Source organism: Pseudoxanthomonas sp. LjRoot127 (assembly GCF_964253495.1).
Taxonomy (GTDB): domain Bacteria; phylum Pseudomonadota; class Gammaproteobacteria; order Xanthomonadales; family Xanthomonadaceae; genus Pseudoxanthomonas_A.
In genome coordinates this window covers 156,951-167,542 of the sequence record NZ_CAXUQR020000002.1, presented here as the reverse complement: position 1 = coordinate 167,542, position 10,592 = coordinate 156,951, and the positions used below count along the sequence as shown (strand labels likewise).

Annotated in this window: 13 protein-coding genes; 5 read left to right on the top strand and 8 right to left on the bottom strand. The window is 62.6% G+C overall.

Features of this window, described 5'->3' with window-relative positions:
• Positions 1 to 57 precede the first annotated feature (57 nt).
• Together ACSQ19_RS19685 and ACSQ19_RS19680 are read left to right on the top strand one after the other, a co-directional pair.
• Positions 58 to 726 (top strand): hypothetical protein, encoded by a 669-nt coding sequence (locus tag ACSQ19_RS19685; protein ID WP_436001434.1) that lies wholly within the window; start codon positions 58 to 60, stop codon positions 724 to 726.
• A 92-nt stretch (positions 727 to 818) separates the two neighbouring features.
• Entirely contained in the window at positions 819 to 1,238 is a 420-nt protein-coding gene (locus ACSQ19_RS19680; RefSeq protein ID WP_436001432.1) for a single-stranded DNA-binding protein, read from the top strand.
• Between the two features lie 74 nt (positions 1,239 to 1,312).
• Here the strand turns inward: ACSQ19_RS19680 and ACSQ19_RS19675 are convergent, their stop codons facing one another.
• A complete protein-coding gene (locus ACSQ19_RS19675) occupies positions 1,313 to 1,942 on the bottom strand; it encodes a hypothetical protein (RefSeq protein ID WP_436001430.1) in 630 nt (209 codons plus the stop codon).
• A gap of 343 nt (positions 1,943 to 2,285) precedes the next feature.
• On the opposite strand from ACSQ19_RS19675, the gene ACSQ19_RS19670 reads away from it, so the two are divergent.
• From ACSQ19_RS19670 to ACSQ19_RS19660, 3 genes are all read left to right on the top strand, one after another.
• Entirely contained in the window at positions 2,286 to 2,879 is a 594-nt protein-coding gene (locus ACSQ19_RS19670) for a hypothetical protein (RefSeq protein ID WP_436001428.1), read from the top strand.
• Positions 2,880 to 2,959: 80 nt separating this feature from the next.
• Positions 2,960 to 4,078, top strand: coding sequence for a hypothetical protein (locus tag ACSQ19_RS19665; RefSeq protein WP_436001426.1), 1,119 nt, complete (start codon positions 2,960 to 2,962; stop codon positions 4,076 to 4,078).
• Complete coding sequence (locus tag ACSQ19_RS19660; protein WP_436001424.1) at positions 4,056 to 5,486, top strand: replicative DNA helicase; 1,431 nt, start codon at positions 4,056 to 4,058, stop codon at positions 5,484 to 5,486. Before ACSQ19_RS19665 ends, ACSQ19_RS19660 begins: the two co-directional genes overlap by 23 nt.
• 416 nt (positions 5,487 to 5,902) lie before the next feature.
• On the opposite strand, the gene ACSQ19_RS19655 is transcribed toward ACSQ19_RS19660, so the two are convergent.
• From ACSQ19_RS19655 to ACSQ19_RS19625, 7 genes are all read right to left on the bottom strand, one after another.
• Positions 5,903 to 6,127: a hypothetical protein gene (locus ACSQ19_RS19655; protein WP_436001422.1), complete on the bottom strand. Its 225-nt coding sequence runs from the start codon at positions 6,125 to 6,127 to the stop codon at positions 5,903 to 5,905.
• 75 nt (positions 6,128 to 6,202) lie between these two features.
• The gene (locus ACSQ19_RS19650) at positions 6,203 to 6,736 is read right to left on the bottom strand and encodes a hypothetical protein (protein ID WP_436001420.1); all 534 of its coding nucleotides are present in this window, start codon (positions 6,734 to 6,736) and stop codon (positions 6,203 to 6,205) included.
• A gap of 337 nt (positions 6,737 to 7,073) precedes the next feature.
• Positions 7,074 to 7,265: a hypothetical protein gene (locus tag ACSQ19_RS19645; protein ID WP_436001418.1), complete on the bottom strand. Its 192-nt coding sequence runs from the start codon at positions 7,263 to 7,265 to the stop codon at positions 7,074 to 7,076.
• Between the two features lie 20 nt (positions 7,266 to 7,285).
• Entirely contained in the window at positions 7,286 to 7,549 is a 264-nt protein-coding gene (locus tag ACSQ19_RS19640) for a hypothetical protein (RefSeq protein ID WP_436001416.1), read from the bottom strand.
• Positions 7,549 to 8,949 (bottom strand): helicase HerA domain-containing protein, encoded by a 1,401-nt coding sequence (locus ACSQ19_RS19635; protein ID WP_436001414.1) that lies wholly within the window; start codon positions 8,947 to 8,949, stop codon positions 7,549 to 7,551. The genes ACSQ19_RS19640 and ACSQ19_RS19635 overlap by 1 nt, the downstream gene beginning before the upstream one ends.
• 11 nt (positions 8,950 to 8,960) lie before the next feature.
• On the bottom strand, positions 8,961 to 9,866 hold the full coding sequence (locus tag ACSQ19_RS19630) for a M23 family metallopeptidase (protein ID WP_436001412.1): 906 nt from the start codon (positions 9,864 to 9,866) through the stop codon (positions 8,961 to 8,963).
• A 1-nt stretch (position 9,867) separates the two neighbouring features.
• Positions 9,868 to 10,578, bottom strand: coding sequence for a hypothetical protein (locus ACSQ19_RS19625; RefSeq protein WP_436001410.1), 711 nt, complete (start codon positions 10,576 to 10,578; stop codon positions 9,868 to 9,870).
• Between the last annotated feature and the right edge of the window lie 14 nt (positions 10,579 to 10,592).

Genomic DNA, 10,592 nt, shown 5'->3' with positions numbered 1-10,592 from the left:
TTTCGGATACTCTAACCAAAGTTGCAACTTTTACTGTGATCTCCTATTGTGGCCCCCATGGACACCCTCCCCACCAAAGCCATTGCCCTTGCGGGCCCCTTCTCGATCGTCGGCCGCACCATCGTCGGCGCCCCCCAGCCCAAGCTGGACGAGCACGGCAATCCGATTGCCGGGCAGTTCACGCGCAAGAGCCTGGCGGAGATCCTTCCGCATGAAGGCGATGCGGTGACCATGGAGCTGTTCCGCAGCTCGTACGAGCTCGTAGGTCAGCGGGACGAGCTGGCAAAGCACCTGCGCAAAGCCGTCAACTACATCGAGCACGGCATTGGCGATCGCAACGCGATCGTCAGCACCTTCGCTCTGCGCAACATGCTGGACAAGGACGTGCGCGAAGGGCTGAAGTACACCCAGTCCTTCGGGCTGGGCGATCAGCGCAGCACGGCCGAATTCGATCTTGGCGCCGCACGCATGGCGCTGGAGCAGGTAGCTCCCGCCCCGCTCACCAACGTCACGTCCTACGCTGAGCTTCGCTCCCTGGTGGAGCAGATGGCACAAGCCATGGACAAGGCGAACCTCAGCGCTGAGGCGTCAGCCGATCCGGCTACCAGCGCACTCATTGCCAAAGCCTACGAAGCCCTCAGCGGTGCACGCCCGAGCGCGCACTTGGCCAGCGAGGCGGTGGTCGACGATGACCTCGACGACGAGATCTCCAGCCCGCGCCCGTAACACCTTCGGCGTCGGCGACGGGATGCGTCGATGCCACTCCCTCATCCATCCCAACGCCACGCCTGAGCGTATCGGGCACAGGGGCCAACATCATGGCAAGACGCAGTTTCTCGAAGGCCCAGCTTGTGGGCTTCATTGGTAACGCGCTGGAGCTTCGTTCCAGCAACGGTGGCAAGAACTTCGTGCGCTTCCAGGTCGCTACCACCGAAGTGTGGGGTACCGGAGACGACCGAAAGGAACGCACCGAATGGACATCCGTCGTCGCGTTCGGCAAGTCCGCCGAAATCCTGTGCGAGCACGGCCGCAAGGGATCGTACATCCTGATCGATGGCAGACTGCGCACCGAGAGCTACCAGGTGCAAGGCGAAGAGAAGCCGCGCTACCAGACGAATGTGGTGGTCGACGAGTTCATCTTCCTGGACAAGCCCGACAACCAGCGCGCTCCGACCGAAGCGCCGCCGGCAATCGACAGTTCGGACGATATCCCTTTTGAGGATGCCGCGCGTAGCTGATCCCTGCGCGTAGGCGATTCACGTGATCACCACTGAAAGGCCCCAGTTTCTGGGGCCTTTCTCGTTCTCCGTTGCTACCGGGAACCGAGCGTTACACGTCCCAGCAGGCGCTCGTTGATCGAAATGTCCAACAACTCACGCGGACGATCGAAACCGGCCAGCAACCGAAAGTCATCGACGTTGTCGATCGGTTGCATGGCGCCATGCGTAAACGGTTCGCCAAGGAACGCTACGGTGAGTCGGATACGCTCAACAATCTCGGAAAGCCCCGTCAGCTTCGGGTGATCCAGCCCGTCCGAGTAGGCCGCGGCCGTCCAGTCATCCGCTACCTCACGCGGCAGTGCCCTCAAGGTTCTTCTCAGCACGCGCGATGCAGGCTCCGCGCCTGGGTCGATCGGAATTTCGTGTTTGCCTGCCAGGGCACCGGAAAGGCAGATCAGGCGACAAAGCGTCATTTCAATGTGCGCTCGCTGCCGTTCGAGCTCCGCCAGGCTCTTTGCGAAGACAGGCCTTACGTCTGGCCGCTCGGCAGTGTCGCTGAAGAGATTCGACTGAACCTTGAACAGCTCGATGTAGTTGATGATCGTGCGATCACCGTAGCCGGACATCCGTCCATGCTCGCGCAGGTAACGCATGCGTTGCCCAGGGTCTGGATCGCAACGGATTGCCGCGCCAGCCCCGTCCTCGAAGACGACCATCGCCACGGTCTTACTCCCCTCGCCGCCCTGGGCATTGCGCACTAGCTTTGGAATGGGTCTTTGCACACTCATCTCCCTGTCTTGGATGCCCCCAATATGCGAGCCAGGCAGACTGTTCCGCAAGCAGAATAATTCACGCCAAATACTGCAAAACAGTGCGAGATTGGAGCGTTGGCCGGCCCCTCCCTGATGCAGCTATTGCATCCGGTTGCAGTAGTTGCAACGTCCAATTCACTTGGGCCCTTGCTTTGCAACTTTGATTAGAGTATCTTCATTTCCAACGCGAGCCCTAGAAGCTCTCCACTCCCCTTGGGCGCCCTCCGGCGCCCTATTTTTTTCCGAGACCAGAATGAGCCATCTCCTGACGACGCTGTCCACCTCTCTCATCGAGTGCGATACGGTCCTCTCTCACAAGGTCCGCGACGGCGACCCGGAGGTCAAAGCCGTTCTGCAGCGTTCCATGGAAGCGCGCAAGGCTTTCGCGGATGCGTTCCCCGAGCCGGAGACCACGCAGGCCCCCGTGCGCGTACTGATGAGCGTGAGCAACCCCAACGACATGTCGCAAGCGCCGGACTACGCAACGGTCCTGGTCAATGACGAGTTCATCGCGCAGTTGCGGAACCTGCAGGGGGTCTGCAAGTCCCTGAACATCGACATGGTCCACGTCAACGGCGGCCCTGACGCGTGGCATCACTTGGGGCACTGCAGTGGTGATGACCACCGCACTGAACTGGACTACCTGTGCGTCAGCAGGGACATGTTCTATTTCACCGCGAACCCGAAGCACCACGACCTGCCCTTCGAGTCTGAGGCCATGGTGATCGACGACTTCATCAAGCGAGCCCTCGCCAGCCAGGACGACTACCTCATCCTGGCCGAAGGCGTGGACGAGGAAGAGCTGGACGAGATCCTGGGCCGCACGGCCGCCCCCAGCGGTCCGTAACCCGCTGATTCATATAGATCAACCTTGCTAGCCACCAGGGGACACCTGGTCCACAATTCAGTTCTTGCAGGAGACAGCAGATGGGACGCGGCGTTTACTCTTCCACCTTCCAGGACACCGGCGGCACCTTCCTGGTGTCAGGCACGCTCTGCACGCAGGAGGACTACGAAGCCTACGTAGCTGACCACAAGGCCAGTGCAGATCCGGATGACGAGCCGATGAGCTACGACACCTGGGCGCAGCAGGAAGTCGATGATCAGTACGAGAACCTGGCCAGCACCATCCAGGACGTTGCCAATGCATTTGCCGGCGCTGTCACAGCAACTGCTGGAGATCTTCGCGGGAAGCGCGCCGGATTCGATCGCGAGTTCACCATGCTGTTGGATGCAGGCCCGATCCAAGTCGGATTTATGGGCTGGGAACACGATATCGTAGTCGGCGCCGGTGCGGATCACAGCCGCGAGTACGACTCGCCGCAGGACAAGATCGCCAACCCCGATGCCTACGCCAAGGATCAGCTGGAAGCCGGCTACGTGGCCAGTGACTACGCCGAGCGCGCCAAGGCGCTGTCCGATGACCTGCTGACGTACACGCGCCTGGAGCTGCAGGACAACGGGTTCGAGTGCCGTTTCCGCACATCGGGCTGGACCACCTCTGCCTACAGCAAGGCCGACAACCCGTCCGCGGAGAAGGCGGAGCTGGCTGGCCGCATCATTGCCAACCTCGCCTACTTCAACTCGCAGCATCCGCTGGATGACCTGATCGCCACGCGCGAAGGGCGCGTCGCCTTCACCAAGCAAGTCCTGGACATCCTCAACGACGACGACAACTACGGCGCCGTCCAAGTGCGGGTGCCGCTGTACTACCCGGACCAGGAGAATGTCGCCTACTTCGACGGCTTCGAGATCTCGCGTTACTCGGACGCTCAGTGCATGTACAACGCTGAGATCTCGCCCGAGCTGCTGGCCACCTTCGAGCCGCAGGAAGGCGAGGTGGACCAGTACACGCTCTATCACATCCCGCGCAACGAACAGACCGAAGCGTGGTTCGCGGAGCAGCAGGCTCACATCACCAAGGCCCGCCCAAGCGACAACATCGTGATCGTGTCTGCTGAAGAGTTCTTCGCCGCCACTGGCGTGGCTATTCCGAACCGCCTGGACGAAGAGGAACTGGAAGATGACCAGCGGCCGCGACCCTAAGAGGGACGCGGCCAGTGCCGCGACTCACGCACAACTGGTGCAGCTCAAGGTGCCACCTCACAGCATAGAGGCAGAGCAGGCTGTCTTGGGCGGTCTCATGCTCGCCCAGGAGATGTTCGACGTCGTGAGCGAGAAGCTGGAGGGTCGCGACTTCTATCGTCGCGATCACCAGCTGATCTGGCAGGCCATGGCGCAGCTGGCGGAAGAAACTTCGCCATTCGATGCCGTAACGCTCGGCGAGTGGTTCGTGAACCAGGGGGCGAGCGAGCTGGTCGGCGGCGGCGCCTACCTGGTGGAGCTTGCCTCGACCACGCCTTCGGCTGCGAACATCGAAGCGTATGCGGATATCGTCCGCGAGAAGGCGCTACTACGTCGCCTGATCGATGAAGGCACGCAGATCGTCAATGCCGCCTTCAATCCGGGGCATCGCGAAGCGCAGGAGATTGTCTCCGAAGCAGAGCAGCGGGTGTTCTCGGTGGGGCAGGATGCTCGCGACGTCGACCGTGAAGCAACGACGGCTTCCTCGACCCTGAAGAAGGTATTCGAGACGCTGCGTGTCCAGTCGGAGCGTGGCGGCGGTATCACCGGCCTGCCGACCGGCTACGTCGATTTGGACGAGCTCACTGCCGGCCTTCACCCTACGGATCTCATCATCCTGGCAGCGCGCCCTGCCATGGGTAAGACAACCCTGGCCGTCAACATCGCCGAGTACACCGCCATCACGTCCAAGAAGGCGGTGGCAGTGTTCAGCATGGAAATGTCCTCGGAGCAGTTGACCCAGCGCATGGTGTCCTCGCAAGGCCGTGTCCATGCCACCCGGCTGCGACGGGCCCAGCTGGAAGATCAGGACTGGGCACATGTCACCGCGGCAATTCGCATCATTCAGAACGCCTCGCCCATTCTGATCGACGATACGCCGGGCCTCTCACCTGAGCGCTTGCGCTCCAAGGCCCGCCGGCTGAAGCGTGAGCATCCAGATCTTTCACTGATCGTGATCGACTACCTGCAGCTGATGGCTGTACCCGGCAACAGCGAGAACCGTGCAACCGAGGTCTCCGCAATCACACGCGCCCTGAAGGGTCTGGCGAAAGAGCTCAATGTGCCGATCATCGCACTCTCGCAGCTCAATCGCAGCCTGGAGACGCGTTCGGACAAGCGCCCCGTGATGGCGGATCTGCGCGAGTCTGGCGCCATCGAGCAGGATGCAGACATGATCGTCTTCATCTACCGCGATGACTACTACAACAAGGAAAACTCGCCAGACAAAGGCCTGGCGGAGATCATCATCGGCAAGCAACGACACGGTCCTACGGACACGTGCAAACTGCGCTTCCTTGGCGAGTACAACCGGTTCGAGAATTTGAAGCCGGCGGCCTTGGACGATGACTTCATGCCTCAGGGGCGCTGATCATGGCGCTCCATACTGACGCCGCACTGCCCCATTCGGGACGACACGTACGCCGCACAGGCGTACGATGCGGCGGTGGCCACGCTCCCTCCCGACTTTGAGTTCCGTCACTTCATAGACGGCCCCGCACTCTACTTTGGGGACGAAGCGGTCGCGTACGCGAGTCCTGCTCGCGATGAACCCGGCGCACCTTGGCGCCTCTGCAAGACAGCCAGGCGGCCGCCCCGCTACGCATTCCTGCCTGATGAGCAGGCCTGTAGGGAGTATCTGACCCTCTGGGCCATCCAGTGGGAGGCGCAGATCCGCGAAGCCTGCGCGCCTGCGCACCAGCCATTCCAGCACCTGGCCAGCACTGGCCAGCCACACGAACCCTCCAGGCACCCTCGTCCGCGCTCCAGGCGCCGCACACGGCTGCTCTAACGCACGGGCTTGGCACCGGCGACCGCTGCGGAGGCCAACGCCGCCAGGGCGCGCACAGCGGCGTCCTGAGCTCGCCGGCCTCCGATGTATGCACGCGCAGCTGCAGGGTCACAGAGGATGCCTGCGGCGCCGTCGTGGGCCACGGCATCGAGTCCTCGCGCTTCGGCAGGACTGAGGATCAGGATCACATCCCCCTTGGGGGTCTTCACGTACTGGGCCATGGGCACCTCCTACGTGAATAGACGCGCCCGGTAGCCGGTCTGATAAGCGCCCCAGAATGTGGGGCGCATCGATCGCTAGAACAGGCGGGCCTGTGGCGAGAGATCTTCCTCGCATTCGTCCGCCGGCGGCGCCGGCAGCTCGATGCCCAGCTCCCTCTCAAGCTGGGCACGATGCTCCGGCAAGTCGAGGTTGTAAGCGGGGATGCCGAACTTGTGCGCCACACGCACAGCCTGTCCTGTTCCCCCGGCAACGTTACTCAATCGGCCGTCGTCGCCGAACTCCGACTTCAGCGCCCAGAGCACCACGCGTTCGGAAGGATCGTCCAGACCCTCTCCTTTGACCTGGTTGCTATTGCGGGCGTGGAGTTGTTTAACGAACGGCTTGAGCCATTTCGCTGGATGCAGCTCATCCACCAGATCGAAGGCTTGACGCTGGATCTGATGGGGCAGGCTGGTGAAGCAAACCGTGTCTGGACACGCTTGCTTCGAGACTGCGAATACTCGAAGTGGAGCTCCCGCGGCTTTCGCCGCCTCACGCGTTGCCTGGTCGGCGGCGGCGGCGTCGCCGGTGCGAATGCCGTAGCCGCGGGCGGCGTAGGCAGCAATCACAAGCCGAAGGCCCTCGGCTGCCCACTCCGGGGTCTCACGACTGCCTACGCCGGTAATCCATCCACAGACTGGGCCGTATCTCAAGGTCATAAAGCTACGCGGAGTGACGTGCGATCTTCTCTTTGCACGCTTCGATGAATATCGTATTGACGCTAACACGCTTACCCCCGCGCCTAACTGACTCAAGCGCTGCCAAGCGGTCCATCTCATCTTTCAAGCTCGCCGGCAGTCGAGCACAAACCGGCTTCGTTCCCTCACGTGCGTCCTTTGACTCAGACATCTGCGCGTTCTCCCCACATGGATTCCAAGCTGCCCTAGATTGTTTCCGGATCAATACTCACGCCTGCTTCCGGGCCGCAAGTCGCGCCCTGATGGCCTGACAGATGATGTCGTTGATGCTCACGCGCGTACCGCCGTGACGCTCGGTCTCTTCCTCCGCCAACTGCTTGAGGCCTTCCTTGAACGCCTTCGGCATCCGCAGCGAATAGGCGGTGATTTCGTTCTCGATGGCGGGGTTGGCGACGTTCACGACAGTTCTCCGGTTTGACGTCAGTTGCTGAGCTTGTCCGACCGGCTCCACTTGAGCCGGCCACGGTTGGTGCTGAAGCTGTTGGACTCCAGCCAGGCGATCGCATCCTCATCCAGGAGAGACGCCTGCGCCTTGGGTACGGCGATCTCCCATCCCATGACCAGGGGCGATTCGTCCGTGCCCTTCCCCTCGAAGGGCTTACGCTGCGCGATCGTCCGCAATGCCTGCGGAAGCGCTTCGCGCATCAACGTCTGATCGGGACGGAAGACGACGCGGCCGTACATCAGGCCGCCTTCGCCAACGCACGACGGCCATTTTCGGTAGCGGGATTGGGCACCACCACGTTCACGAACGGCGGATCGGGTTGACCTTCCTTGTGGAGCTTCACGGCCATCACTTCCTTGGGCTTGATCCACTTCAGCCCATCTTCGGTGATGCGCATCTTCTGCTGAGCCGACTTCCAGTACGAAGCATCGATACCGAGAAGGAACTTCGCCCCACAGTTGGTGATGAATGACTCTGGGAAGTTCGGCTGCTGCGCTGCACACCACAGGCCAATACCGAACTTGCGCGCCTCGCGTGCGATGACGTTGATGATGTCGTCGGACTCGTCCGAGAAATACTTCGGCGCTTCGTCCAGCATGAAGATCATGCGCAGCTCGGTGCCCGATGCTGTCGGCCCAAGTTGCTTTGCTCGCTCGAACATGGCACGCAGGCGCAGCTTGACGAACAGCACTTGCTGCTCGTCGGTCAGCGATTTGATCTGGTGCACACGCACTTTGGCGTCGCCGAACGGCGGGGCGGTCGCATTGAAGATGCCTGACGCGCTCAACAACTGCAGACGCTGCACGACCCCCGTCAAGACCTCGCGCGAGTCGTAGCGCAAAATTTCCCTCGCTTCGCGCGTGGGTTTCGCCATGATCGCCTCCGAGTACGCGTCGATTGCGCGCTTCTGCGCAGCCTCGACCTGCGCCTCCAGCTTGGCCTTTTCCTCGGCCGAAATACCGGCCTTGTTGAACTTGGATGCGACCTGCTGGAGCTTCGTATTGGCCTTGCAGGCCGCGTCCAGGGCGTTCATCGCTTTGTTGTCGCCGCCGAACACGATCGAAAGGACCTTCTTCTCAGCGAAGTCGAGCAGGTCCGTGAGCGTGGGGTAATACTCCCGCAACTGGTCCCACTGCCGGTCTTTGATCAGCTGAGCTCGCTGGCTCTCCGTGATCTGTTTGCGGACCCAGCTGCGCGGATTGTCGGCCCAGATGCCGCGGGAGGCGTAGCAGTCGATGATGAGGTTTCGCAGCGCGGCCTCTTGCTTGGAGCCGAACTGCGTCGTCACCTGCTTGATCAGGCCCACGATGAAGTCGGCCTGGCGATTGACGCCGCCGCTGTGTGGATCGAGATCCAGCACAAGCGGGTTATAGCCATATCCCGTAGCCTGGCTATACTTGGCTGCGACTGCACCCGGGATGCCGGCCAGGAGCTCTTCGTGGACGTCGGCAACCTCGATGTCGATGCCGGCCAACGCCGCTGATCGAAGCAGTTGCCTGATTTGATGCGTCTTCCCCGAACCACTCATGCCACAGAGGGCCAGGTGGCCATTGAGGCAGGTCGAAGGGTCGTAGACCACCGGCACTTCCTTGCTGTCTTTGCGCAGCAGGTAGTCGTTCAAGCCCATCACGTGGCGCATAGCTTTTCCTCTTACTGGTTCGATGAGGCCGCCTTGGACGCAGCAGCACGCTGACGGTCCATGCGGACTTCCATTTCGCGGTTGACGTTGCGCGCCAGGTGCTGCGCCATCAGCAGCTCCACACGCGCTTTCTGGTCGTTGCGGCGCTGGTCGATGTAGATCTTCAGCGCACGCATGTGCAGCGCTTCCACGCGCAGCGGCGCAGCGCTGCGCTCGGCCTCTTCGGCCAACCATGCGGTGTTCTGGTAGCGCTTGCCGACTTCGGCTTCGATGATCTCGCGCACGGACATGTCGTCCCACGCTTCCATGTTCGGCACTTCCGGCATCTTGCCGGCGTAGGCCTCCATGGGCTCGCCATCGGGCTGATCGCCGTAGCCCGCCTCGCCGGCGTAGCCGCCAGGCGTCGGAGATCCACCGCAGTACAGGCCCTTGGGGTCCTTGCTGAATTCCTTGCCCTTCCAGATCTCGAAGTGCAGGTGAGGGCCGGTGCCGACACCGGTGTTGCCCACCAGCGCGATCGGCTGGCCGACCCGCACGGTGTCGCCGTTCTTGACCAGGTACTTGGACAGGTGGAAGTAGACGGTGGTGTAGCCCCCGGCGCCGCCGGTCAGTCGGATGCTCTGCCCGCCACCACCGCTGGCCCACTTGGCGGTGATTACGCCGTCGTTGGCCGCATAGACGGGCGTTCCGATGCCGATGGCCAGATCCACGCCCTTGTGCCAGCGCACCACGCCGGTGACCGGGTTCCGGCGCGCCGGATTGACCGAGCTGGTGACCCGCGCACGACCGGAGTTCTCGCGCAGCGGGTCCTGCACGCACGCACTGAAGCCAGGTTGGATGTTCGCCCGCGCCTGCGGCGCCAGCGCACAGCCGGCCGCACAGGCCGCCAGCAGCGTCAGGGAGCGCAGCAGCGACATCTCAGCGCCCCTCCGCCTCGTGGAAGGCTGCAATGCGCGCCAGCGCGTTGTCGCGGGCCTTCAGATCCTCCACCGTGGCCGGCTTCAGGCCCGGCCTCGAACCGGCACGCATGGCCAGCTCATCGCGGTAGAGCTCGCCCTTCAGGCGCAGCAGCGTCAACGACTTGTTCTCCGGGGTGATCCCCGCAACGTCCTTCTGCACCAGCTCCCAGACCTGCCAGTAACGCTGCAGGTCCGCATCGAAGGCGGCATCAGCACCATCGGTGGCCTCGCCCTTGGCCGGGGCGTACATGTCGATGAAGGCGCTGGTCAGCGCCCGGGCAGGAATGCTGGCGTCATCGCCGGCCTTGGCCACGGCCTGGACGGCCAGCGCCTCAGAAGCAACGGCGTAGCCGGCTTCCTGCAGGCGCGCCGCATCCAGGAGCAGCGCACGCACCTCTTCGTCCTTCTCGCGATCGCACCAGCCCGCCTCGTGCGGGATCGGCAGCCACTTGTCGCACAGCTCGATGGCGTCACCGCGCTGGCGCACCTGACCGGACACACCGCTGATGGACTCGATGATGCGCGTCACCACGATCTTGTCGAACGCGCCGGGCTTCACTGCCGCGGCGCTTGCGGGAACAGCCTTATCCGCCTGGCCTGCGGCCTCTTCTTTTCCGCCACAGGCGGCCAGGGCGACGGCGAGGAACATGACGGTTGCGATGCGACGCATGGGTTGATCCTTTT